Source organism: Paraglaciecola chathamensis S18K6, from assembly GCA_000314955.1.
Taxonomy (GTDB): Bacteria; Pseudomonadota; Gammaproteobacteria; order Enterobacterales; family Alteromonadaceae; genus Paraglaciecola; species Paraglaciecola chathamensis.
Genome location: BAEM01000008.1, coordinates 16,475 through 43,000, shown reverse-complemented (window position 1 = coordinate 43,000; position 26,526 = coordinate 16,475). Strand labels below are relative to the sequence as shown.

General features: G+C 45.1%; 18 protein-coding genes. 5 read left to right on the top strand and 13 right to left on the bottom strand.

Annotation, left to right across the window (positions count from 1 at the left end; genetic code table 11):
- Positions 1–104: 104 nt before the first annotated feature.
- Together GCHA_RS03485 and GCHA_RS22865 are read left to right on the top strand one after the other, a co-directional pair.
- Positions 105–563: a cytochrome b562 gene (locus GCHA_RS03485; RefSeq protein ID WP_007985092.1), complete on the top strand. Its 459-nt coding sequence runs from the start codon at positions 105–107 to the stop codon at positions 561–563.
- Entirely contained in the window at positions 539–784 is a 246-nt protein-coding gene (locus GCHA_RS22865) for a hypothetical protein (RefSeq protein WP_153810699.1), read from the top strand. Before GCHA_RS03485 ends, GCHA_RS22865 begins: the two co-directional genes overlap by 25 nt.
- 85 nt (positions 785–869) lie before the next feature.
- Here GCHA_RS22865 and GCHA_RS03480 read toward each other — a convergent pair whose 3' ends face one another.
- Complete coding sequence (locus tag GCHA_RS03480) at positions 870–1,595, bottom strand: substrate-binding periplasmic protein (protein WP_007985090.1); 726 nt, start codon at positions 1,593–1,595, stop codon at positions 870–872.
- 193 nt (positions 1,596–1,788) lie between these two features.
- Between GCHA_RS03480 and GCHA_RS23145 the strand changes: the two genes are divergently transcribed.
- Positions 1,789–2,040 (top strand): hypothetical protein, encoded by a 252-nt coding sequence (locus tag GCHA_RS23145; RefSeq protein ID WP_007985088.1) that lies wholly within the window; start codon positions 1,789–1,791, stop codon positions 2,038–2,040.
- 52 nt (positions 2,041–2,092) lie between these two features.
- Here the strand turns inward: GCHA_RS23145 and dgt are convergent, their stop codons facing one another.
- The gene (dgt, locus tag GCHA_RS03470; RefSeq protein WP_007985086.1) at positions 2,093–3,541 is read right to left on the bottom strand and encodes a dGTPase; all 1,449 of its coding nucleotides are present in this window, start codon (positions 3,539–3,541) and stop codon (positions 2,093–2,095) included.
- 206 nt (positions 3,542–3,747) lie between these two features.
- Positions 3,748–4,548 carry a hypothetical protein gene (locus GCHA_RS03465; RefSeq protein WP_318248921.1) on the bottom strand — a complete coding sequence of 267 codons (801 nt, stop codon included), beginning with the start codon at positions 4,546–4,548 and terminating at the stop codon, positions 3,748–3,750.
- Positions 4,549–5,097: 549 nt separating this feature from the next.
- Between GCHA_RS03465 and GCHA_RS03460 the strand changes: the two genes are divergently transcribed.
- A complete protein-coding gene (locus GCHA_RS03460) occupies positions 5,098–7,740 on the top strand; it encodes a TonB-dependent receptor (RefSeq protein ID WP_007985083.1) in 2,643 nt (880 codons plus the stop codon).
- A gap of 109 nt (positions 7,741–7,849) precedes the next feature.
- Here the strand turns inward: GCHA_RS03460 and GCHA_RS03455 are convergent, their stop codons facing one another.
- On the bottom strand, positions 7,850–11,098 hold the full coding sequence (locus GCHA_RS03455; protein ID WP_007985080.1) for a tetratricopeptide repeat protein: 3,249 nt from the start codon (positions 11,096–11,098) through the stop codon (positions 7,850–7,852).
- 742 nt (positions 11,099–11,840) lie between these two features.
- On the bottom strand, positions 11,841–13,772 hold the full coding sequence (locus GCHA_RS03450) for a fibronectin type III domain-containing protein (protein ID WP_007985078.1): 1,932 nt from the start codon (positions 13,770–13,772) through the stop codon (positions 11,841–11,843).
- Positions 13,773–14,063: 291 nt separating this feature from the next.
- Here GCHA_RS03450 and GCHA_RS22860 point away from each other — a divergent pair, with 291 nt between their 5' ends.
- Positions 14,064–14,318, top strand: coding sequence for a hypothetical protein (locus GCHA_RS22860; RefSeq protein WP_039992016.1), 255 nt, complete (start codon positions 14,064–14,066; stop codon positions 14,316–14,318).
- A 17-nt stretch (positions 14,319–14,335) separates the two neighbouring features.
- Here GCHA_RS22860 and GCHA_RS03440 read toward each other — a convergent pair whose 3' ends face one another.
- The 8 genes from GCHA_RS03440 to GCHA_RS03400 all read right to left on the bottom strand — a co-directional run bounded on the left by GCHA_RS03440 (position 14,336) and on the right by GCHA_RS03400 (position 26,361).
- Complete coding sequence (locus tag GCHA_RS03440; RefSeq protein ID WP_052017985.1) at positions 14,336–15,766, bottom strand: efflux transporter outer membrane subunit; 1,431 nt, start codon at positions 15,764–15,766, stop codon at positions 14,336–14,338.
- A 7-nt stretch (positions 15,767–15,773) separates the two neighbouring features.
- Entirely contained in the window at positions 15,774–18,935 is a 3,162-nt protein-coding gene (locus GCHA_RS03435) for an efflux RND transporter permease subunit (RefSeq protein ID WP_007985073.1), read from the bottom strand.
- A gap of 3 nt (positions 18,936–18,938) precedes the next feature.
- Positions 18,939–20,129 (bottom strand): efflux RND transporter periplasmic adaptor subunit, encoded by a 1,191-nt coding sequence (locus tag GCHA_RS03430; RefSeq protein ID WP_007985071.1) that lies wholly within the window; start codon positions 20,127–20,129, stop codon positions 18,939–18,941.
- 495 nt (positions 20,130–20,624) lie between these two features.
- The gene (locus tag GCHA_RS03425) at positions 20,625–21,287 is read right to left on the bottom strand and encodes a methyltransferase family protein (protein ID WP_007985069.1); all 663 of its coding nucleotides are present in this window, start codon (positions 21,285–21,287) and stop codon (positions 20,625–20,627) included.
- A 62-nt stretch (positions 21,288–21,349) separates the two neighbouring features.
- Entirely contained in the window at positions 21,350–22,480 is a 1,131-nt protein-coding gene (locus GCHA_RS03420) for an FAD-dependent oxidoreductase (protein WP_007985067.1), read from the bottom strand.
- Positions 22,481–22,790: 310 nt separating this feature from the next.
- Positions 22,791–23,723 carry an alpha/beta hydrolase gene (locus GCHA_RS03410; RefSeq protein ID WP_007985065.1) on the bottom strand — a complete coding sequence of 311 codons (933 nt, stop codon included), beginning with the start codon at positions 23,721–23,723 and terminating at the stop codon, positions 22,791–22,793.
- 134 nt (positions 23,724–23,857) lie between these two features.
- On the bottom strand, positions 23,858–25,501 hold the full coding sequence (locus GCHA_RS03405; protein WP_007985063.1) for an AMP-binding protein: 1,644 nt from the start codon (positions 25,499–25,501) through the stop codon (positions 23,858–23,860).
- A gap of 77 nt (positions 25,502–25,578) precedes the next feature.
- Positions 25,579–26,361 carry an enoyl-CoA hydratase/isomerase family protein gene (locus tag GCHA_RS03400; protein ID WP_007985061.1) on the bottom strand — a complete coding sequence of 261 codons (783 nt, stop codon included), beginning with the start codon at positions 26,359–26,361 and terminating at the stop codon, positions 25,579–25,581.
- Positions 26,362–26,526 lie beyond the last annotated feature (165 nt).

The window sequence follows — 26,526 nt, the reverse complement described above, 5'->3', positions numbered from 1 at the left end:
GCTGGTTAGTTTATTAATGCGGATTGGTATAAGAAACGGCTAGCAAGCTAAGATACGCCGCTTTTATGCTAAACTGCGCGCGTTGTTAATTTCATGAGTAATAAATGCAGATATTAAAACACATTGTCTTAGCGCTTTGCGTTATGTGTAGCCCCTTAGCACTGGCCAATCAAGCTCTAAATCAAACGCCTAGCCAAGCATCTGCTAGCAGCTCCGTTAACGAGGTAACACCAAGCACAGATGTGAAGGCAACCATGAAATCAATGGCGCTGACCTACAAACAAGCCATGCAATCATCTGAACCTGGCGCGATGCTCACTCTGGTAGAGAAGTTTCAGCGCTTAGTGGCATCAGTGCAGCTGGTGCAATTTGATAAGAAGCGCCATAGCGTTTTGCAACAAGGCTTAGACAAAGTACAAACGCAACTTGGTTTGGTGCACGCAAGTCTAGAAAGCAAGGATATCAATACGGCCAAAGCACAACTGACAAAAGTAGCTGCTCTAAGAAAGCGTTATCATAAAGAACGAAGCCCTGATATTTGGCAATTAATTTTTGGCAGCTAGTAAATATTCTGTCGCTAAATGGCGTTTCGTTTTACGGCTTTTCGTTTAAAGCTCGCAAGAACGATGACAGTGAACGCCTTTCTATAAGTCACCGACGCTATCAGTCACCGACGCTATCAGTCACCGACGCTATCAGTCACCGACGATATCAGTCACCGACGATATCAGTCACCGACGATACCAGTCACCGACAATTGATAAGTTACCACCCAATTGGCTAACTACTATCAGCTAAAATATAAAACACATTTCTGTAGGGGGGCAAATAATTGCTAGAGCAAGTAATAAAACAAGGCCAGCAACAGCTTATTTCAGTTTTTTCAAAAAGGTGTTAGCGACTTTTTGTTGAATTGAATCTATTTCACCTGAGGCTTTCATCTGCGTTAGCTGCTGATTGATCTGAGGTAAAATGGCAAGGTGCTGCTTGTGAATATAAGAATAAAACCCGTGTCTTTCTAAAGCAGGTTGTAAGATGACAAGTTCAGCCGACTCATTGAGCATTACCCTTGAGCCTATAAGTTGTTCTGTCGCTATCATCATATCTATTTTACCTACGCTTATTAATTTAAAAATTTGTTCATTTGTCTCAAGCGGGTAAATGGAAATATCGTGCTGCTTTGCGGCTTGTTCAATGTAGTGTGTACCTTTGCGATACCCGATGACTTTGCTAGGCGGTATGCTTTGCCAACCATCGACTTTGAACTCGTTCCCCGCCAGGGTATACAAGTTGACGTCGTGGGCATAACACGACACGCCTGTTTGAAATAAGTCAGGGTATTTAGCGTTCAATCCTTTTACTCTGGCGGTTTCACCATCTGTTTCCCCCCTGCTGGCACTGAGTATTGAACGTTCTAAAGACTTAAAATTTAGGGACATATCAATACCGATGCGACTAAGAGCAAGGCGCAAGACTTCAGAGCACACTATTGGCGGAAGGCCACTGTTTACCGGCGCTGAAAAAACCAATCTGTCTTTTGAATTTGCACAAGCAAAACAAGCACCAAACAACAGAATAAAAACAAGATACTTCATCTAATACCAATTCCATCTTTTCATACCATCACATGAGCGACCGAAAGCTAATTTTTAAAGCTCGCGCTGTGTGTTCGGTTATTAACCTGGAATGGTATAAGCGGTTATATACACCTAATTAGTCTTTAACATTTTGTTTTGATATCCCTACACTGTAAGACCAATTAACTAACTAGAAATACTATAGACCATTGTGGCAAAACCAAATTCTAAAGCCCCTTCAAAAAGCGTCGATATTTTCTGCGCAAACTGCCAACAACAACTTTTTCGCTATAAAAAAGGTGGCAAAGGTGCCTTAATAAAATGTTTTAAAGAAAGAATAAGCAAAGACTTCACAGTAACTGAAGGCACCTGCCCTACATGTGAAACGGTCTTTGCCAGAGATACACTCGTGCGAGGCACACCTGCACTCAAAATTATCGGTGGCAAGGTGCGCTTCAAATAAGTTAACAGCTAATCCCCAATCACATTAGGCTAACTTAATGCTGTAGCCCGCTCTAGTCCACCACCATAAGTGCGCGATACTCATCATAGGCATACTGATCCGTCATGCCGCTAATGTAATCTTGTAATAATCGGCAACGATAATAGAACTCTAATTCGTCATTTTGTTGATTTTGGATCCCATGCAAATAAGCCCGAAAGTGCTTACCTGGTAGCTTTTTAACCAACCTTTTTGCTAGTAGGGGGGCATCCTTTTCTTGCTGATACACTTGGGTGAATTGCGCTTTAGTCAACTTGAGTAAAGGTTGATAACAATCCAACAGACCAGTGATAATTTTGTAGCCTTGTAGTTCTCGTGCTTCTACTTCTTTGTTGCAAAACGCATATTTAAGCGCGACTTTTTTAAACGCTTCAGAAAGCGCATGAGCGGAGCTTTTGTCCTCTAATAACGCTTGATTAAACGAGCCATGAAAAATTGGTTCTATGTTAGTAATGAAACGTTCGACCGCATGATTGACCAAGGGATGAAGAACGCCCACTCTAAGGGATATAAAGAATTGACTGTCTCTAGAAATATCATCCTCTTGTGCGGCTTCATAAGCTTTCATCGTGGCATATTGCATTACGTTTTTCTTCGGCTCCAATCCAAATTCATTGAGCAATAGCTGATATTCTTCGCAAAGAGATATTTGTAACTTTTCGATATCCAGAATGCCTTTTTCGACAGCATCTTCTAAATCAGCGATACAGTAAGATATATCATCAGCAGCTTCCATAATGTACGACGCAGGATGGCGATGCCCCACTTCCATCTCTAAGGTTTGGCACAAGGCTTCAACATATTCTTTTTCGCTGTAATAAAACCCAACTTTTTTCTGTAAATAACTGAGTCTATGGGTTTTATCTGGCTTTATATCGGTACCACATCGCGTGTATTTAAGTATGCCTGCGACTTGGCTGAAAGTGAGGTTTAACTGCAACAAGGAATGTATCAGTCTAACCGCTTGAGCATTGCCTTCAAAGTTGCATATGTCGCGCTGTAAGGTTTGATTGAAGACAAATTCACCGCCTGACGTTTGCGGAAATGAATCTCGCAAGTTGAGGCTAAACCAGTCATTAATCGCTTGCTCGCCGAAATGGCCAAAAGGCGGGTTGCCGATGTCGTGCATCAGGCACGCCATTTCCACTACACTCTCTAAGTGTCGTTCGAATTCGATTAGATTAAATTGCGTTAACTTTGCGGGATCTAACTTATTGAAGATACTTTGAACAATGAAACGCCCCACTTGCTGAACTTCAAGTGAGTGGGTTAAACGACTACGAACCGCCGCATTTCGCTCTAGGGGAAACACCTGGGTTTTTTGCTGTAGTCTGCGCACGGCCGCAGAATTAATAATACGCCCACGGTCGCTTTCAAAGTCGAACAAAATGGATTTAATCGACTCTCTTTTTCTGGTGTTGTGAAGTCGATCACTGGTTAGCTTTTTAGAAAAATCAATCATGGGTACGTCTTACAGCAGTAAAGTTGATTGACCATACAACAGAGGTTGTCAGTATGACAATTTTTACACGAAATAAAACAATAGGTTAGCTGGGGTACTGACCGATAAGTTTGAAGGCAAAATATAAAAGAGTCACACACATTCAGCTTAAGCTGCAAAAGAGTAAACTGCCCTTATACCAATCCGCATTAATAAGTGGAATGGTATTAGCCTCGAATAGCGATCCGGTAATCCTGTATACGTTTATCGAATTTGCGCACTAATCTGCCAAAGCGCCCGCGGTACACATGAATGAGGGCAATTTCTTTTGCCTTTAAGGTCGCAGTTAAATATTTCTCATGCAAAATAGCGATGCTTTTATTTTTAATCACCTCATTGTTACTCGTGTGAGCGCGATACCAGCCCTTTCCTTCTGGTCTCAGCCAGCCATTGATGTGTTCCTGCATGGCGCTATCAACCACAGAGCTATCAAAATTAATTGATTCATCTGTCACCTCTCTCACCGCGTCGGTCAGTCGAGGATTGGTGAAAACTAATGCTTGATATGCAGTGTAATCTACAATAAAAAAATAAGATGAAACCCATTCAGTGAAAGGTAAATGATCGACCTTATACTCGATATTGCGCGTGTCTACTCGCCCCAATATAAAGCCTTGATACTGTTTCACTGCTTGTTTGAGTTTTCTATGATAAAGCAACACAGTTAACCACGAAAAATAATGGTTCTTGTCAAAGGTATCGTTCACAAAACAAAATGTATCATCCGATTTTAGACAGTAACGTTTCTCTATATATTGCTTACCGGCTTCCCAACCTGAAAATTCGAAACAGCGGTTGTCCCCTTGAATGAATTCAACATTCTCACGATTCACATGCTGTCGTTGAGGCCCGTTGTTGATTACAATGATCTGGGCTTTTCGCCCGCCCATTGTCAGAAGTCGGTTCAGACGCAGTAAAGATTTATCAAGAGCAACAGGCTCATAGATTAAAAACAGACAATAAATCATAAGTCGGTAACTTTATTATTGGTTTCAAGATATTGCTGCGCAATCATCTCAGTATAAGTAAAAAACGTATTGTCACACCAATACTGGTTCTACTCGAAAAACTACGGAATAACAACAGCTTGCTGTGGTGCACATATCTTACACGATTTATTCGAAAACTATCTTCCCCATGCGTATTTTGTAACAGATTTAATCTACGCCCTTGGCACAACCTAAACCGACTTTGTGGAAACAAAGCACACTGCTGTAACCCGAAACAAACCGCGCAAAACCACACTTGTTTCAAAAGAGGTAGCACCACCTTAGCGCCTGGGTAAGTTATATTCTCTAGTGCTTAGTTCGTTTTAAAGGGATGCCGAAATACCTGTTAAAAACCATTGGCGCAGCTATTTTTCGACGGCTATAGTTGCTCTATCCTCATGATTTTAAAGCGAGGACTAAAATACGATAAAAAGCAAATACTGGTCAACATTTCTCTAGTTGTGCACATGTTAACCGGATAACCCTAACGGACATGGATATAAACGCCCTAAAAAAGGACACGCACACATGGACAAAACCGCCTCATCTAGATTTAACAAAACCCCGATCGCTCTTTGTATTTCACTTACCTTAGGTTTTCCCATCCCTATTGTCAGCGCACAAGAAATAGAAGAAGAGGTTGAAACACTGCGCTTAGAAACCATCACGGTTGAAGCACAAAAGCGTAAACAAAGTATGCAGACAGTGCCTGTTTCTGTCAGTGCATTTTCTGGTAAGCAGCTAGAACAAGCCGTACTCAAAGATATTTTCGATGTTGCTGGGTTGGTGCCAGCCTCATCAGCTTTTCAAACTCAGAATGTGACCAATACAAGTTTTTCGATCCGTGGGATCGGTACGTCATCGCAAAACTTCGGGTTAGATCCATCCGTAGGCTTGTATGTTGATGGCATTTATCGCGCTCGCCAAAGCGCTATGGTCAACAACTTGGTTGATATTGAAGCCATTGAAGTGCTGCGTGGTCCACAAGGTACCTTATTTGGTAAAAACACACCATCGGGCGCAATACTCATTCGTACTGTTGCTCCTAGTCATCAAAATTCAAATGACTTCATCGAAGGCACAATTGGTAATTATGGCTTAGTGAACTATTCGGCTGCGGCATCATTCTCAGCTATCGACAACGTGTTAGCGTTTCGCGCGACAGGCTTTGGTAGCCAGCGCGATGGTTTCGTGAGTGACGTGAATAACGCCAGTGATGTATTAAATGACAGAGATCGCTGGGGAGCTCGACTGCAAGCCTTGTACACCCCAAGTGATGATATTTCGCTGCGTATCATTGCGGATTACTCTGAAATTGACGAAATTTGTTGCGCGGCCCCAACGCAAGTAAGCAATGCGCAAGCCAATGGTATAGCAGGTAAATTTGGTACCGATAGCCTACTGTCTCAACCTCCCTTTAACGCAACGATATTTGACGACAGTGACTTTTTTGCTAATAGAGTTGCTCTGTCATTTTTGCCTGAATCAAAGGTTGAAGACAGTGGTATTTCAGCCGAGTTAAACTGGGATATCGATGATCAGGTGTCCTTTGTTTCCATTTCCGCTTATCGGCGTTTTGATTCATTTGACAACATCGACAGTGACTTCACCGACGCTCACCTATTTGGCACCCAAAACGATGCTGAGCAGCAATCATTTTCGCAAGAAATTCGACTGGATTATAGCGGTGATAACATGTCGGCAATTTTAGGCGCTTATTACTTTAGACAAGATTTAGATTTGGATTATAGCCTGTACACAGGCGAGCAATTTAATGACTTTTTCTTACTGGGATTTGGTCAAGGCGCATTTAATGACTTACTCGCTGGCATTGACGCACTAAGTGTTGCGACCAACGGTCTTGTTGCGCCATCAGCGGCTCCAGCTCCGGCGTCATCAAGCTTTGATCATTACGCCAAGCAAGAGCACGAAAGTTACGCGATTTTTGGCCAAGTAGATTATCAGCTTACCCAAAAAGTCACCCTAACCGCAGGCTTGCGCTACACGGATGAGAGCAAAGACTTGTCTACTGTATTTACTGAAAGCTTGCCAAATTCAGCTGAGTTTCCAACGTTTTTCACCTCAGTAGGCGACCCAACCAACCCAGCATCGCTTGTCCCTGGCACTCTGCTCTATGGCGCTGGCGTAGCTGGCAACGTATTAGCCGGTATACAAGCAAACACCATTGATATTACGAGTGCAAGCGGTCAGGCAGCACTTGCCGCCCTCGCCCCCTTTCAACGTTTAGGCTGGGGCTTCAATCCCCTTGGGGCAATTACCGCAGCGCGTTCGAATATTTCGGACGACCTAGATGATGACCAAGTCACAGGCACAATTAAGTTAAGTTACACACCGGATAGACATACACTATTTTATGCATCATACGGTACGGGGTATAAATCCGGCGGTACAAATACCGATAGAATAGCTGACGGTTTTGACCCTGTTTTTGGTGCGGAAAAGTCTAAAGCGGTTGAGATAGGTTTGAAGAAAGACTTCCCTGCGCAGGATTTACGGATCAATATCGCTGCCCACTCCACCCAAGTAGATGACATACAGGAAAACACGTTTATCGGCACCGGCTTTAATCTACAAAATGCCGGCGATTACCAAACCTCTGGGGTAGAATTAGAACTAAAATGGCTACCGACTGAGACAATTGAAGTCGACTTTGTGTATGCCAGAGTTAATGCCGAGTACGATAACTTCATGCGCGGTAACTGCTGGATTGCCTACACTTGGCACACAGGTATAAACGACCCTGGGCAGCAAAGCTCAGATCCTGATGCACCAAATCCGTATTGTGATCGCTCAGGAGGCCGACCTGCGGGCGAGCCAGAAGATTTTGCCATGCTCAAAGTTAAAAAAGATTTCACTATCAGTGATAACGTCGATGCTTATTTGGTTGCTGAGTATTCCTACACAGGGGATATAGTCCTAGATGCGAGCAACGACCCTTACGCCGTGCAAGATCACTACAATCTGCTAAACCTACGCTTTTTTATGAACTTTGCGAGTTACGATATGGATGTGATCTTCTGGGGGCGCAATGTCTTGGATGAAGAATATATCAATCACGTTAACTTCAACACGCCATTACAAGAAGGGAAAATGAACGCTTACGTGTCAGACCCTGCCACATTTGGCATCACGGTGCGAAAACGCTTTTAATACCAATCCGCATTAATAAGTGGAATGGTATAAGCAGAGCAACCACTCTTTTACTCGCAATCTCCCACTGTTTTTTAATCTACATTAACCGGCACATGCCGGTTAATGTTCATTGCCAGCGAGCTTCTCTTGCGTTGTTGATATTATTGCGCGTAGTCACCACAAAAGGATGATCATTGCCAAAAATATTAATGCCGACCGTCAACGCTGATTCATAATATTTCAGCGCTTTTTTATACTGCCCCTTGGCCTGCCATGCGCTGCCTAAATTAGCTTGCGTAGTGGCAACAGAAGGATGCTCATCACCAAAGTAATTACGTCCACTTTCTAGTGCTAATTCATAGAACTTAATCGCTTTATTGAAATTACCTTTAGCGTGCCAAGCACTACCAAGGTTACTTCGGGTGGCAGCGACGTTAGGGTGGTTTTCGCCAAACGTTGACACATAAGTAGACAACGCCTGTTCATAGTACTCAATCGCTTGATCGTAATCGCCTTTGGCCTGCCATGAACTGCCCAAGTTATTTTGCCGAAGCGCCACTGAGGGGTGCTCGTTACCAAACAAGCGAATTCCACTTTCAAGCGCTAACTCATAGTTTGCTATTGCCTTATCGTACTCACCTAACACTTTGAATACACTGCCTAAGTTACTGCGTCTTTTGGCCACTGCTGGGTGGTCTTGGCCAAAGTGGTTAATCCCCCCTTCAAGCGCCAATTCATAATAAGTAATCGCTTTGTCGTATTCCCCAAGTGACTCCCAAGCACTGCCCAGATTACTCTGCCGAATAGCAATGGCTGGGTGGTCTTTTCCAAACGTTTTTATGCCGCTCGCCAGCGCTAACTGGTAATATTCAATTGCCTTGTCATACTGGCCTTGGGCTGACCATAAGCTCGCTAAATTGCTGCGCCGGATAGCCACCGAGGGGTGATCTTCGCCTAACGTGCTGATACCACTGTCTAGCGCCAACTCATAATACTCTATGGCTTTTTTATACTGGCCTTTGCCCTTGAATATTCGCCCTAAGCTACTGCGTATTTCAGCAACGTCAGGATGTGTTTCTCCTAAGGTTAATAGGTTGCTGTTAAGAGCCTGTTGATAAAATGACTGGGCCTTATCGTACTGGCCTTTTGCTAACCAAAGACTACCGATATGACTTTGTGTAGAAGCGATAACAGGGTGTTGCTCGCCAAAAGAGTGCTGAGCGCCTTGTAACGCCAGTTGATAATATTCATTGGCTTCGTCGTAGCGGCCTTGTGCTTGCCATGCGCTGCCCAAATGATTGCGTGTTTTAGCAACTTCTGGATGATTTTCACCAAATGTCGCTAAACTTTCTTTCAACGACAAAGAGTAATACTCGATGGCTTTTGTGTACTGCCCTTGCATTTGCCATAAACTGCCGAGCAATCGATGCGTTACCGCAATATCTGGATGATGTTCGGAAAAGGTTTTAATGTCGCTCTCTAACGCTTGCTGATAAAAAGCTAACGCTTTTTCATACTCGCCTTTCTCTTGCCAAACACTACCCAAACGCCTGCGTGTATTGGCAACCTCAGGGTGGCTGTCGTCAAATGTCAGTAGGCTATTATTCAGAGCCGACTGGTAAAGCTCGATTGCTTTGTCGTACAGACCTTTTGCCTGCCACAAGCTACCGAGTAGACGCTGGGTTATCGCCACATCAGGGTGCTGGCTAGTGTATGTTTTTAAGTCACTGCTTAATGCCTGCTCATAGTAGTTCAAAGCTTTATCATAGTGACCTTTTTCCTGCCAGGCTCGGCCAAGTTGTCTTCGCGCGTTAGCCACTTTAGGATGAGTATCGCCAAACTTTAAAAGTTGACTCGTCAGCGCCTTATCATAATATCCAATGGCTTTGTCATACTGGCCTTTTGCTTCCCAGAGGCTACCTAATAGCATTTCAGTAACAGCGATATTGGGGTGCGCTTCACCAAAAGTTTCTGTCTCACTGGCAAGTGCTTGCTGATAGTATGCAAGGGCTTTTTCATAGCGTCCTTTTTCCTGCCATGCACTTCCAAGGAGGCGGCGGATACTGGCTACATCTGGGTGATTTTCTCGAAAAGTAGATAAACTACTACTGAGCGCCTGCTCATATAACGCAATGGCGTCATCATATTGGCCTTTTACCTGTAACAAACTGCCGAGGCGCTGGCGAGTAGCTGCAATGCTAGGATGACCATTACCAAAGGTGTTAATATCGCTAGCTAGGGCTTGCTCGTAATAATCGAAAGACTTTGCATACTGGCCTTTACTCTGCCAAGCGCGGCCTAATAAGCGACGGGTGTTTGCTACATCGGGATGGGTATCACCAAAGGTCGAAATATTGATCTCTAGCGCTTTGTTGTACTGTTCAATCGCTTTGTCATATTCGCCTTTAGCTTGCCACGCACTGCCCAAGCTATTAAGCATAACCGCCACAAAGGGGTGATTTTTACCCACTGAGTTTAGGCTGCTCGACAGCGCCAAAGAATAATATTCGATTGCTTTGCCATACTGGCCCTGCGTTTGCCATACATTGCCAAGTTTATTGCGTCTGGTGGCGACGGTAGGGTGGTTTTCTCCTAACTGACGAATGCCGCTAGCCAGGGCTAATTCATAATACTCGATTGCTTTTTTATACTGGCCTTTTGCTTCCCACGCGCTGCCCAAATTACTACGCCGAATTGCCACCGAAGGATGATCCTCTCCATAGGACTCGATGCCATCTTCAAGGGCTAGGGTATAATATTCAATGGCTTTGTCGTAATCGCCTTTTGCCTGAAAAACCAACCCTATGTTGCTGCGTAACGTCGCAACAAAACCATGATCTTCAGCAAGGTTATCTTTACTGGTAGCAAGTGCGAGTTCAAAATATTGAATCGCTTTATCGTATTGGCCTTTCGCATGCCACACCAAGCCCAAGTTACTGCGAATTAACGCAATTTCTTGGTGCGCTTCACCGTAGTGCTTTAGGCTACTGGCAAGCGCTAGCTCGTAATATGCAATCGCCTTGTCGTATTGTCCTTTCGCTTTCCAGGCCAAGGCTAGATTATTTTGGGTGGTAGCCACATTTGGATGCTCCTCACCGAAGTTTTGAATATCTTCGTCGAGAGCTTGTTGGAAATATTCTATCGCTTTGTTGTATTCGCCTTTGGCATACCATGAGGCTCCTGACTCACTCAGGGTAATGGCACTGTTCGCTTTAGCCTCTTGGCTGTGCGCGGGCAGTATGCTTAGCGCACAAGCCGTAAAAAAGAGGATAATAAATCGAATGTTTAAATTTTGAGGAGCGTATCGCAACCGCTTATTTACTGGCCGTGATGACGCAAAAAAAGACGCAAAGTGACTATTATGTTTTCCGTTCATATGCACTCTATTACCAATTGCCAATCTAACCCATTTTGAAATCAAATGATAAGTTGCTGACACATTGAAAGCACAGTGAATAACCTTACTTAACTTTGCTTGGTCAGTTTATATCGTCGTTGTTTTCGTTTTTTAAGAAAGAAAAGAATCAATACACGGGGTATACGAGACACAGCATCCTAGCTCTTCATCTTGTATATTAGTAATTCTGCATTAAATGTCTATCACTCAATGCGATTACAGAGCTTGTCGTACCATTGCCTTTCATGAGCTTTATACTCATTTCAATAAATAATTAACCACTCAGCGAAGATTTAATGTGATTTGTTGATAAAAAAGCAGTAGCGCCCTGTTATGCCATTCCACGTTAATAAGTGAGCACTTATTGAAGCGACTTGGTATTAGGTGCTACTGCCATCTAGGTAAATTTATAGCCCCGCATCAGGTTTTGTATCGGTGACGAGTTAGCTACCTATTATACCATTCCACGTTAATAAGTGATGACTCAGCGAGAGTTTAAAAGGGCTTAAACAAGGCGCATGACTGAATGAATAGTTGTTCTCTTTCGAAGTCATGCAAAGCAGTGTAAGCCCTTTTAAAACTCGCCTGCAAGGAATGCCCCAGCGGCTTTTGCTCTGCGTTCTCACTATTTAAAAGGGAACAACCATTACTACATAGCGACGCCTTAATCAAAAACCGCTGCACGCATTCTGAGGCGGTCACTTATTAATGCGGATTGGTATTATTGCAAAGAGAACTCATCAAACAACTGCACTTCAGAATCCAAATCTGAGGGATCAAATACATAACTTTTTACCGTTCCTGACCCCGTATCCATAACGGAAAATACAGATAGTGTATTGCTCGTCACAAAAGGTAAGTTAGGGTAATTTTCATTTTCAAAATCCATCGGACTAAATACACTTGGAAAGCTCATAGTACGCCCTTGTGGATCGCCATTTGGTGGATAGTTTTCGATTGACCAACGTGGCGTATCTGAGTTTACATCAGCCCAGAAATCAGCATAACTGGCACGGACGTCATTGGTGTATACGCCCGTCGTATCAACGTAATAAGCCCCATAAGAATTACCCACGTTCGAGCTTTCCAAATAATGCATGTCTTCTACTTGTGCGCGGTTCCACAGGTGCGAATGACCGATATGTACCAAGTCGACACCGTTCTCAAGGAGCAAAGGCTCAATGTCATTTAGCCACACATCTTGCGCCAACGGGTATTGATAACGCACTTCACTTATATCACTAAGCAGAGGCTCTACTGTGTCAGTCCACGTCTCTTTCGATAACGGAAAGGTTAATTCAGTGATTGTTTCAACGCCTTCGCTATTGGTTTCAACCAGTTGCATCACTGGCTGTGAAAGTACAGGTACTGTGTTATCTCCTAAACCAAACACGCCTTGGTGAGCCATCACAACCTTGTATTTTGCGTTCTTAAAGTCATCACTTTGCAACACACTTTCTAGCCAAGCATATTGATCTGAGTCTTTGTCAAAACGTTCAAACAAAAACTCACCGAATCCCCATTGAGATGGGTCTTGCAAAGTACTTAAGCCTTCTACGAACTTCGACTTATTAGCACCAGATACACTCCACGAACGCCATATTCTGGAAACGTTCATAGAGATAATAAACACGTCGCCAAAAGAAGTAGCAAAGTACTCCTCACCACCTTGCCCATCATCAGGAAATGAGAAGATATCTAAGAAGCTCTGTTGGTTGTTAGAGTTATCAGCCACCCACTGCGCTTTTATTTCTTCATCATCAGTTGGGTTAACCTCAGCTTTCACTTGCTCATAGGCAACCTCTGCATACCACTGTGGTTGCGGATCATTAAAGCTCCCATTTAAGCTGTAGTTCTCATCGTCTGGTGCATAACGCCCCATGACTTCGTGGTTACCTATGGTACCGAATAAAGGAGCATGCTGAAGGATTTCACCTCCGTTGTACGCAAAGCCCGGTAGGTATTTTTGATAGTGCCCCTGCAGTGCAGGGAAAAATCCAGGCGCGTTATCTTTTGCTTGGTCAAACCATTCTGACGCACGATCAGGTACGTTGACGAAATCCCCCGCAAACAATACTGCGTCAGGCGTACCCACGGTTTCGACCACTTTTTGATAGTTCGCCACAACGTTCTTTTTCGACTGTAAGTCCGAGGTGAGTAAAATCATCAGCGCTTGATCTTTAGCTGGCTCAGGTGCCAAAGTAAATTGTTCACTGGCAAACTCGAAACCGTCGCTATCTTTACTGGCGACAGAGTATGCCACGCGCTCGCCTTGAGTTAACTCTGTGGCGGTGGCCTCATGACGGTATACGGGGCGATAGGTCACGCTGTCGTAGGTTTGACCAAATTGCTGGGATGATGCATCTTCCATCATACGCGTTAACGCCGTGGTAGTGACCTCAGTAGTCGTTTTATCACCATAGGTCAGGGTATGTTCAGCACCTTCAAAATTGGTAAACCATACAACGTTTACCGAATCTTCAGAGGGCATTTGCAAGAACGGGTCACTCAATAGCTTGTGGTCAGGGTTAACACTGACCGGAACTTCTACAGGAACTTCCACCTCAACTATTTTGTCGTCATCACAGGCACTAAGGCCAGCTATCAAACATACAGCACCCATTGAACGGGCTATCTTCGACATATTTTTCATCTTTATTCTCATCAATTAACGGTAGGTTGAATTGCTTATTCATAACCAAGCAGTTTGAACGACTAAATAATTCGAAGAAAAGACTAGATGAGTAGAAAGACAGAAATGTTACATAGCAAAACTGTTATAAAACTTTAATAATTCACTGCATTATGACAGAAAGGCGACTAAATCAGCTGTGAGCTAGGTATTTTGCAGGATGAAAAAGATGTGAGCGGTAAGCGAATTCCCCTTAGCGAGGAAAATTGACACTGTATTTCCAAATTCAGGTACAACAATAATGCCAGCGTCATGTGTGCTTTTAGGCAGAGAAGAGCCATCAGCCAACAAGAGCCTTCAGTCAATAAAAGCCGTCAGCCCAAAAGTACCACCAGCCAACAAGAGCCATCAGTTAATAAGAGCCTTCAGCCCGAAAGTGCCGTCAGCCCGAAAGAGCCGTCAGCCCAAAAGTGCCGTCAGCGGATAACAGCGTCTCTGGCTATAAGTAACACTAGACGATCGCGTTTAGGCGGCGATGCGCTTTCACCGCCCATCGCCACCGAATAAAAATTCCAGATAAAGGCTTAGCCTTCTTCTGGGGTCACGGCAACTGTCATATTCTCATTCGAGGTATCAGCCAAACCGCCGCCTAATACGCGATAAAGATTGATTCTATTGGACAAATCAACCTGACGAGTACTAATCAGCGACTGGCTAGCGCTGTACATAGTGCGCTGGGCTTCTAAAGCGTTTTGAAAGCTATCAACCCCATTTTTATAACGCGCCAATGATAATTCATAGCTGCGTGTCGCTGCTGCAACCAAGGATGCTTGCGCATCAAGCTGTTCATGAATCGTCGCTCGACGAGCCAACACGTCTGCAACCTCAGAAAACGCACTTTGAATAGCATATTCATATGCCGCTAAGTACTTTTCTTGTTGGGCTTTGCTATAGGCTAGGTTGGCCTCATTCTCTCCGCCATTGAAAATAGGCAGCGAAATACTCGGTGCTAGCGTCCATATTGAGCTGGCTCCACCACTAAAAATATCCGACAAAACAGAACTGGCTAAGCCCCCTGTTGCCGTTAAAGAGACACTTGGAAAAAACGCAGCTCTTGCGGCGCCAATATTGGCATTGGCAGATTTCAAATCATGCTCGGCGGCTAATACATCCGGGCGCGCAAGCAAAACCGATGACGATAAACCAGCGGGTACGTCGTTGATGAGGCTCTCACTTTGAGGTAATGCCCCTGCTAACAAGCTATCTTCAAATTGCTCGCCAACCAATAAACGCAGGGCGTTCTTATCTTGGCTGACTTGCGTGGTAAAACTGGCAATATCTGAACGTGCTGTCTGGTAAATAGTTTCTGCGCTGGCAACATCAATTCTTGAATCTACACCTAACTCTAAACGCTTGTTGGTGATGTCCATGGTTTTTTGCGCGTTCGCCGCTGTCTCTTTAGCCAAAGTGAGTAAATTACTGTCGGCAGCAAGGGTTAACCACGCATTCGCTATTTCACCTATCAGGGCAATCTGCGCCGCTTTAGCAGTTTCGGCACTGGCCAGATAAGCTTCCATTTGGGCTTGAGTTAGACTTCGATTTTTACCAAACAAATCTATTTCATAGCCACTTAAACCCGCCTCTGCTTCGTATAGGGTAGAGATATCCCCTGTGGAAGTTTTGGTGCGATTACCACTCAGGCTGGCATCAATTTGCGGAAACAAGTCTGATCGCTGAATACGATAGGTCGCTCTTGCAGACTCAACATCCGCCAACGTTTCTCGCAAACTACGATTACTATCAAGCGCCAGCTCTATGAGCTTGGCTAAACGCTGATCTTTAATAAAATCTTTCCATGGAACCTGCTGAGCAAATTCAGAGGATATGCCTTTACTTTGCGCATCTGGTTGCTCTTGCCACGTATTAGGAACCGGCAGCTCCGTTCGAGCGTAATCCGGTGCCAATGTGCTACATCCAGCGAGTATTAATGCCCCAGCTATGGGCAGTATATTCATCTTGAATTTAATCACGGGCGTTCTCCAACTTCTTTGGTGCATCATCGTAAACAGGACGTCGTTTAGGGAAAATGCCGCGAATAATCACGAAGAATAAAGGCACGAAGAAAATCCCTAAAATGGTAGCGGTTATCGTGCCCCCCAAAATACCCGTACCAATTGAGATCCGGCTGTTAGCACCTGCACCAGATGAAATCGCCAAGGGTAAAATACCAAATGAGAATGCCAGCGATGTCATGATGATCGGTCTTAAGCGCAGCTTCGCCGCTTCAACAGCTGCCCCCACCAGCGACATACCTTTTTGGTATGAGGCCTCAGCAAATTCCACAATCAAAATGGCATTCTTAGAGGCTAGCCCTATGGTGGTTAACAAGGCAACTTGGAAATAAATATCATTTTCTAACCCGCGTAAGGTCGACGCTAAAGCCGCCCCTACTACGCCAAGTGGTATCACTAAAATGACTGAAAAGGGTACCGACCAGCTTTCATATAGTGCCGCGAGCGCTAAAAACACCACCAGAATAGAAATTGCATACAAGGCGGTAGATTGTCCGCTAGAAAGCTTTTCTTGATACGACAAGCCACTCCAAGCATACGTCAGTTTGCCTTGGCCTACTTCAGCGGTTAAGCGCTCCATTTCAGCCATCGCTTGTCCAGAGCTCACACCACTGGATGCAGAACCTTGTATTTGATAAGACGCAATACCGTTAAAGCGCGATAGGCTTTGCGGAGCACTCGACCAAGACGCTGTGCTAAAGGCCGAAAACGGCGTCATAGTTGTCTCACCATCGGCGTTTTGTCCGCGTACATGCCAATCGCTTAAGTCTTCAGGCTTAGAGCGATATTGGGCTTCACTTTCGATATACACCTTTTTCACCCGGCCGTCATCGATAAAATCATTGACGTAAGACCCAGCCCAAGCAGCAGTTAATGTGTTAGACACATCACCTAAAGACAAGCCAAGCGCCGAAGCTTTACCTTGGTCAATATCAATTTTCAGTTGAGGCGTGTTACTCAGCGCCCCTTCGCGAATACCGCCCAGCAGTTCACTTTGACGCGCCTTAGCAAGTAACTGATCTTTTAACTCAGTCAACTCCTCTCGGCTTGTGCCTGTAGCCGCTTGAAGCTCAAAACTAAAGCCATTGCTTTGTCCCAGACCTTGGATTACAGGCTGTGACAAGGCAAATATTCTTGCATCACGTACCGTTGATAGATTTTTATTCATGCGCCCGATCAGCGCATCAGCACTTTGCTCGTCCTCTGTACGGTCGTCCCAAGGGGTTAATGACACAAACCCCATTCCAGCGTTTTGGCCGCTGCCAGAAAAGTTAAACCCAGAGATACTAAATACTCGCAGGATGTCTTGTGACTCTTGATTCAGTAGATAATCCTCTACTTGCTCAGATACTTCCCGGGTACGTTTGATTGACGCACCTTCTGGCAAGTTGACTTGAAACATAATGCTGCCCTGATCTTCTTGAGGCAAGAAACCAGTAGGCATGCGCATAACCAACACACTTAAAATCCCAATAATAATGCCATAACCCAGCACCCAACGTACTTTACGCGTTATCAATCGTCCCACATGACTGGTGTAAGAGGCCGTTAAATTATTAAAACCACGGTTAAAGCGAGCAAAGAAGCCTTTGCCTTCAGAGCTGTGCTCTTTATTGGTTAGAAAGCTAGCACACAAGGTTGGGCTTAACGTCAGTGCCACAATCACCGACAAGGTCATCGATGACACAATCGCGATTGAAAACTGCTTGTAGATAACACCCGTAGAGCCCCCGAAAAAGGCCATAGGCAAAAATACTGCCGACAACACCACGGCAATACCAATCAACGCGCCGGTAATCTCAGACATAGACTCAATAGTGGCGTCGCGCGGAGAAAGGTTTTTCTCTCGCATTAAACGCTCAACGTTCTCAACCACCACTATGGCATCATCTACCAGCAAGCCAATAGATAGCACGATACCGAACATGGTTAAGGTATTGATAGAAAACCCGAAGGCGGCAAGCACACCAAACGTCCCTAATAATACGACCGGTACAGCGATAGCGGGAATTAAGGTTGCACGCCAGTTTTGCAAAAACAACCACATAACCAAGACCACTAACACCACGGCTTCGCCTAGAGTTTGTACTACCTCACTAATGGATATTTTTATGAAATCGGTACTATCACGAGGAAAGGTTACCTCGTACCCTTCAGGTAAGTTGACGGCTAACTCCGCCACTTTGTCTTTTACCCGTGTGGCCGTATCAAGCGCATTTGCTCCAGGCGATAGCATCACGGCAATACCTGATGCAGGGTGACCATTTAAGCGTGGTATCGCATCATAACTCTCACTGCCAATCTCAACGCGCGCTACGTCACCTAAACGAACATTCGCGCCAGTAGCATCAGATTTTAAAATAATCTCACGAAATTGGTCTGGGGTTTCCAGCATAGACTGGGCTGTAACGGTTGCATTAAGCTCTTGGTTATCTAAGGCAGGAACAGCCCCTATTTTACCTGCAGGTACCTGAATGTTTTGCGCAGCCAATGCCGTGGAGATATCCGAAGGCATTAATTCATAAGCGGCCAGCTTCGTTGGGTCTAACCAGATACGCATAGCGTACTGTGAACCAAAAACTCGTGTGTCGCCCACCCCTTCGATACGGGCCAGCGAGTCTTCCATGTTTGACGAGATATAATCAGAAATATCAAACGCAGAAGCTTTATCGGTAGAGTCATATACGGCAGTAACTAATAAGAAGTCGGTATTCGACTTTGTTACCGTTACCCCTTGTGACTGCACAGATTCTGGCAAGCGAGAGTTAACCTGCTGTACTTTATTTTGTACTTGTACTTGGGCGTAATCCGGATCGGTGCCCTCTTCAAACGTGATGTTCACAGAGGCTGAACCGTCTGAAGTGCTCGATGAAGAAAAGTACAATAGGCCATCTAGCCCAGTTAATTGCTGCTCTAAAATCTGAGTAACACTGTTTTCTACTGTTTCGGCGTCAGCCCCAGTGTAAGACGTGCTCACCGAAATAACCGGCGGAGCAACCGTAGGATATTGCGCCACAGGCAGGGTCATAATTGACGCTATGCCGGTTAGCATAATAATGATCGAGATAACCCATGCAAAAACGGGCCGGTCGATAAAAAAGCGTGAAAACATAGCTTACACGCCCCCCTGCATAGCAGTGCCGCCGCCTGATTGTTGATCAACGCGAACCATCTCACCGTTGTTCTGCATTTCTACTTCTACTGTTTTTACATCACTGCCAGGGCGTACTTTACTTGACCCTTCTACAAGCAACTTGTCGCCGGCATTAAGGCCTGAACCAATTAACCACTGGTTATCAACCGCACTCAGTGTGGTGACCCCGCGAGACTGTACTTTGTTATTTTCATCAATTACGTAAGCATAAGCATCGCCCGCGGCACTGTGGTAAATACCCTGCTGGGGCACCAAAATAGCGTTCTCATCTACTGCATCATTTATTTGCGTGCGCACAAACATGCCAGGCAGTAACAAACCATCAGGGTTCGCAAACTCTGCACGCAATGTTACGGCGCCAGTTGAAGCATCTACCGCAACTTCCTGCATTTTTAGCTGGCCTTTTAATTCATATTCACTGCCGTCTTCAAGAATAAGCGAAACGTCAGTTGAGCCTTTTTTGATACCTGATTTTGCAAGCAATTGGCGAAGTTTTAAAATCTCAGTACTGCTTTTGGTCATATCCACAAAGATAGGATCTAAGGTGCGAATAGTCGAAAGCGCAGTAGCTTGTGATGCCGTCACTAATGCCCCAGGGGTGACCGTAGAAATGCCAATCTGGCCAGAAATAGGGGCCGTTACCTTAGTGAACTCTAAATTGATACGCGCCGTCTCAAGAGCCGCTTCAAAGCGCTCAATATCCGCTTTTGCTTCTAAATAGGTCGCGTGAGCGTCGTCTGCATCTTGCTGTGACACCCCTTCAAACTCTAATAAATCGGCAAAACGCTGATCTTTAAGCTTGGCCGTTTCAAGACTCGCTTCAGCGCTGTTTAAATTTGCTTGAGCTTCATTGACCGCAGCTTGGAAAGTAGCAGGTTCGATTTGATACAACACATCGCCTTGTTCTACGTAATTCCCCTCAGTGAACAAACGCTCATGCACAACCCCACCTACTTGCGGGCGAACTTCAGCCGTTAGCGAAGCTACCACTCTACCTTGCATCTTAGTCTGCATTGTATGCTCAGTTGGTGTTACCGTCACAAACGCCACTTCCGTTGCACTTGGGGCTTGAGGCTGGGCGGCCTCCTTCTGACATCCACTTAATAATACCGAGACAAATATGAGCGCCCCGATACAAGCTGCGTATTTCATGATTAAGCATTCCTCGTAGTAAATTGAAAACGTGAGACAAGCATGCCGTCGCTACAAAGTCGAGTAAGCGCAGTCACTGTCTATAATGGCGAAAATAGTAGCAAAAAAAGGGTTAAGGCAGGGTTAACCCTTGTTAGTAAAGATGTACAAATGGCAGGAAATACGCGGCGAACGGCAGGTTAAATGTAAGTAAGTATGTAATTTATTAATGCGCTACACGATTTACGAAATATACATGTAATAACGCGGTTAAAAGTATATTGAGCGACAGATATGCCAACCAATCCACAAGGCTAATCGGGATGTTATTTCTAGTTCCGTAAAGCCAAAGCATGCCTTGCTCATGTTTTGGTGAATGTGTTGTCAAAACGTTCGCATTTTGCAAGTCTCCACCTTATGGAGCTTGTCATGCCCTCATGACACGTAATTGATGTCACGAATCTTACTATTGTGAAGGCAAATGACTTACATGTCGGGATTTCAAAAGATCCCAGATTAAAACCAGCGTCGCGTGCTGGCCGAATAACGAGCATAATCATTAGGATGGGTTTGCGCTAAATGTTCTTCTTCGACTAACGCTTGGCGATAAAGAGACACAATGCCAATTATCAGACACACAAGTGAAAAAATAGACGGTAACGCGAGAAAGAACCCCAACTGAGAAACGCCAATAGCGACGAACATTGGGTTGCGTGAAAAGCGGAAAAAACCACTCGTAATCAAGCTGTTTGGCCCTTGAGGGTCGACACCTGAGCGCCACTGACTTCCCATGCTTAAATGCACAATGATGGTCGTTAGAAAACCGCAGGTTAATAAAATATTGCCCGCAAATATAATCGGCACATTCATCATGGAGGTGAACATACCGAGATATGCATCAGTACTAGGATAAAACAGCCTCACTACGCACACCATCCATATCGTGACGCGAAATAAGCGAAATGTGAGGTGATTCCACCACGATGTACAAAAGCGTTGCCCCGGGAAAACCTGTTCCTGTCCAGAGGATTTTTTCGCTAATATAATCTTACTGGTATAAAAAAGTGCAACAAAGGTGTAAAAAACAGCAAGATAGAGACGGGTAAATTCAACAACCCCTTGAGCAGTTTCAGTAATTAGCATAAGTCCTTTCACGTATTCATTGTATATTTGCGGCATTAACGCATGAGTTCACTAAAAATAAACCGCAACTAAGGCGAAAGCGAGTAAAATTTAAATTTTTACAGACCAGCAAAAAAAGCTTGGCTCTCGCTTAAAATCCGCTCGGTCTCTAAAGGCTCGGGGTGAGTAGTCCAGTCGTTGACCTTAAATGTTCCCCCTAAAATCATATAGTCATTGCGCGAAAACATATACAAGGGTGCTTTGCCGCTGCCCCCACCTACCGTGAGATAGTCCACCGCAGGATCCGGTGGCAACAAGATCAATTGGCCTTTCGCCGGCATTATCCCTTCATCCGCGAACAGTACGCGTGAGCCTAACCCAGTGCAGTTAAACACGACAGGCTCTTGCAACGCGTGTAGCTCCTCTTTGTCCTTTACGTTGCGGATAACAAATTCGCCACCAGCCAGTCGTACATCTCGAATTAGGCGGCGTAAGAATGTGCTGGTTTCTACCAACATGGTAGCCGACACGGTGCAATACTTTGTCGGGAACGGGTGCTTACCTGGGCCATACGTCTCACGGAAAGGGTAAAACTGACTAAATGGGCTATCTGCCTTAGGTGCTGTTTGGCTTGCACTGTAAAGCTCCATCCACTGAATGCCATAGTCATTCCCCACCATTCGGGCAAAGGTTTCGTGGGATATTTGGGCGGCAAGCTGCAGTTGTAACTTAAACGCGTCAGACGATATCAACGGGTCATGTACGCTAAACGGCCCCCATTCGCCACCCGCGACTTGAGATGTTGTATGACGAGCCATTTCTCGGGTGTAAATGGTCACGCGCCAACCCGCCTCTTGCAGCAACCTAGCCGTAGTCAGGCCCATAACGCCTCCACCTATAATGGCTGCTTCTTTAACGGCTGAATTTTTTACTTCGCTGACCGCTAATGCAGAAGAGCCCCAAGATAGGGTGACGCCGCCCCCGCCATGTCCATAATTGTGCACTAGGGTTTTATTACCAAACGCTTCGCTTTTTACCACAAACCCAGCGGGGCGATATGGGCGATGCCCGACTATTTGAGTGATAATATTGTTAGCAGAAACTTTTGGCGCCACCATGGGCCGACGAGAAAAAGGCCGTACAAAGCCATTATTTACTGGTGTTTGCGCACACCCATTCAGTGACGCGGCCACTGCGCCGGCTCCCAATCCTTGTAAAAAATCTCTACGTTTTAGTGCTCGATGAAACATGCATGCCTCTTATTTTTTATTATAATTTTATCGTTAAATACCACTTTGCAGCGCATGTCTCATAACAAAAACATTCACCTGTCTCGTCCTAAGCAAAGCGCCTGCCAGAAAAGCTCCTACTTGAAGAGCTCCTGTCAGAAGAGCGCGAGCCAAAAAGAGCTTCAGCCAAAAGAGATGAAATTGATGCTCCTTGATAGTGAGGAGCAATAGTAGAAACTTAAAGTGAAAAACACCTAATAACAATTCCATTAAATTGTCGCTAAGTGGTTAATTATTTATTGAAATTGGTGTAAAGCTAGGCCTTAAAATCTTACTTGATGACGTGAAGCGCCCAGTCAAGAAAGTCTGTGGTGACCTCGTCACGATTGGTTTCATTGAGCATTTCGTGCCGACCGCCTTGGTAGAATTGGTGGGTTACTCGGGTAAATCCGTACTTTTGATAAGCATTTAATAAACGCTGAACGCCCTTCCCTCTTTCGCCTACGGGATCGTCAGTGCCTGAAAACACATAGATGGGCAGGGTTTTATCCATTTTCTTAATGGCGGGATCAGAGGCAAGCGAGCCTAATGCGGCGAACATATCGGTCCAAGTTTGTGTCGAGCACTCAAAGCCACATAAAGGGTCATCCACATACTTATCAACTTCACTTTCATCTCTTGAAAGCCAGTCAAATTCGGTGCGACTGGGTTTAAATGCCTTATTGTATGCGCCAAATACCATGCTCAAAATGACAGGACTGTGCCCAGTGGGGCTCAACCGACGGCGTTCAAATCGCGCTAACATCTGTGCAATTTTAAGTAACGCCCCTGCCGGCCCATTTGAGGCGGAATTTGTGGCAGAGAGCGCCGCTGCCGAAATAGTATCGCCATAACGAGCCATATAATCTTGGGTCATAAACGAGCCCATGGAGTGCCCTAGCAAGATAATCGGTTTATTTGGTATGCGTTGCTGAATCTGTTGGTTGACCACGGCTAAATCATTTACTGCTTTGTGCCAACCGTTTTCATCAGCCATGTGGCCTAACTCACGCCCAAGCAATTTCGACTTTCCATGGCCCCGATGATCATTGGCAACCACAGCAAAACCCGCTTTATTCAGGGCTATAGCAAATCGCTCATAACGCAGCGCATGCTCACTCATACCGTGAGCAATATGCACTATCGCTTGTACTTCTCCAGCAGGACGCCACTGATAACAGTGCACCTCTATACCATCAGTTCCTGTAACAATAAATGTTTCCATTCTCTGTCTCCTTCTGGCTAGATTACCGTCAAAGCCGGTGCGTCACCCAAGCGGTGCCCAGGCAGCGAGTTTACATCCAAAAAGCACAGTAAGAATGTCATGAATGTAGGTAGCATTCAAAGATCGTTTCTCTGCTAGTGCAGGTCTTCTTCCCATAGTATGCCCTCACCACGGTCTTCATCAAACAGCCAACCATAGTGGCGCTCTACATCATTGCGCTTAACCTTAGTCGTTGCGGTGAGTAAGTCATTTTCAACTGTCCAGCCGTGACTACACACCATGATAAAATCTAGCTTTTGGTGACTTTCTAACTGACTGTTGACCTTCGCCAAGGTGTCTTGAAGAGACTTAATGATCTCTGTTGATTTGCGCTTGCATGACTGATTAAGCACCACCATAGCCACGGGTTGCTTTTGTCCTGCACCAAGCACGCAGGCTTGCTCAACGTTTAAATTCGCGAACAGTAAACTTTCAATGGGCACGGGCATAACGTACTTACCTTTGGCCGTTTTAAATTGCTCTTTAATGCGCCCGGTAATCTTATACGCGCCTGTCTCGGTAATGGTCGCTACATCACCTGTTTTAAACCAGCCATCGACGAAGTTTTCTGCTGTTGCTTCAGGATCGTCATAATATTCTGAGAAAACCAAATCACCGCGAATCAATATCTCGCTATCTGGGGATAACTTCATGTCGATATTTGGCATTGGCTTGCCAATTGTGCCTAAATCTTGATGACTAAAGGGCATATTTCCACTGGCAAGGCCTGTGGTTTCTGTCATGCCCCAACCCTCATTGATAGGCATACCTAAACGGTGATACCAAGCTAATACCGACTCCGACATAGGCGCAGCACCTGAACCAAAGGTACGGGCTTTATGCAGTCCTAGTTTTTTACGAATTTTGCCAGCCACTAGCTTACCGATGATCGGTAGCCTCAGCATTTTATCTAGTTTCTCAGCACCCACTTGGCTTATAACTTGCGCCTGAAAAACCGACCATAAACGCGGCACCGATGAAAACCCAGTAGGGCTAGCATGTTGAATGTCAGCCACGAAGGTTTGCAGGTTTTCAGTGAAATAAACCTCCACCTTACAGCGCACAAAAACGGCCACTAAGCTGCGCTCAGTGATATGCGCCAAAGGTAAGTAACTGATAGAACGGTCACCATCTCTTATTTCAAATAGCTTAATCACATTATCTGCCGCAGAGGCAAAATTTTTGTGAGAAAGCACCACCCCCTTAGGCAAAGAGGTTGTGCCAGATGTATAGGAAATAGTGGCCATATCGTCACGTGTTGGCAAGTAAGGCTCAGCAATAGGCTCATACGCGCTTAGCCAATCGTCCCACTTTTCATGACATTCAACCGTGGGGTAAGGAAAAGATATACTTAAGATTGTATTAGGGATGGCCGCTTTGGCAGCATCAAGGTTATCCAATTTACCAACAAAAATAGCTTTCGCGCCGCTATGATTAATCACGTGCTCAATAATATTTTCGCCCGCTGTGGCATAGATAGGCACACTGACCATGCCCGCCATGGTAATGGCGAAGTCAGCAATGATCCACTGGGCACAATTTTTTGACATGATGACAATACGATCGCCTTTTTCGAAGCCTTGAGCTTGTAACCCCTGGGCGATACGCTTAGCTTGCTCTGTGACTTCCCCCCAAGTGAAGGTATGCCACTGGCGCTCAATGGGTTGATGAAACAAGGGCTTATCTGGGTGTGCTTCGTTACCTGCAAATAAGCTATGCAAAACCGTTGTATTGTCCATTATCTACTCCTAATTCAATCTGTTAGAACAACGGCGCATTACCCAAAACATGCCGTTTCGCCCTTATGTTAATACCATTAGCGACCAATAAATTGCGCTTTTCGCTTGGCTAAAAACGCGCGACTGCCCTCTTTAGCATCTTCACTCTCGGCGCATATTTTTTGTAATTTGGCTTCATGGTTAAACGTGTTACTCAAGTTACTTTGCATGGCTTCATTTAGCGCTTCTTTGGCGTAACGTAAGGCTAAAGGCGCTTTATTGTCTAGCTCATTGGCCAGTAACATCGCTTCGTCGAACAATTTGTCCTCTGCTACGACTCTATTACACAAACCTAACTGCAAACATTCCTGTGCACCTAGTTTAGTACCAAGTGCAATCAACTCGAACGCGCGTTTACGCCCCACGGTTTGTGCTAAGTGCCAGGTTGCCCCACCATCAGGAATTAAACCAATCGCGCTAAACGCCTGATAGAGATAAGCATTTTCGGCCATCACAGTTAAATCGCAGGCCATAGCGAATGCACTACCAATGCCTGCAGCAGCGCCATTAACGGCACTGATCCATGGTTTTGGGGCTTGGGTTATCGCCATCAAGGCGGGTTTGTATTCTTGGATCAAGCCTTGTTCTACATCTAACTCATCAGGCATGACTTCACTTAAATCGGCCCCAGCGCTGAAGGCTCTGCCTTCGCCCATGAGCACCACTACACGTATGTTTTCGTCAGCGTTCACTTTATGCGCTGCATTCCGAAAGGCCTGACGTTGACTCTGATCAAAGGCGTTAAGCTTTTGCGGGCGATTAAAGCAAATAACGGCAATGCTGCCCTGGATAGAAGTGGTAACAGATAAGGCTTCAGACACGATATTGGCTCTCTAATTGAGTTGGCTGGGCGACTATCAACGCCACACACATGACGTGAAAGAAACAAACCATGCCATCGACAAAGCAAAAAGATAAATTGAATCTAACTATGAGTGACCATATTCAGATGTTATAGAAGTGTTAATGCACTATAAAATACGGGG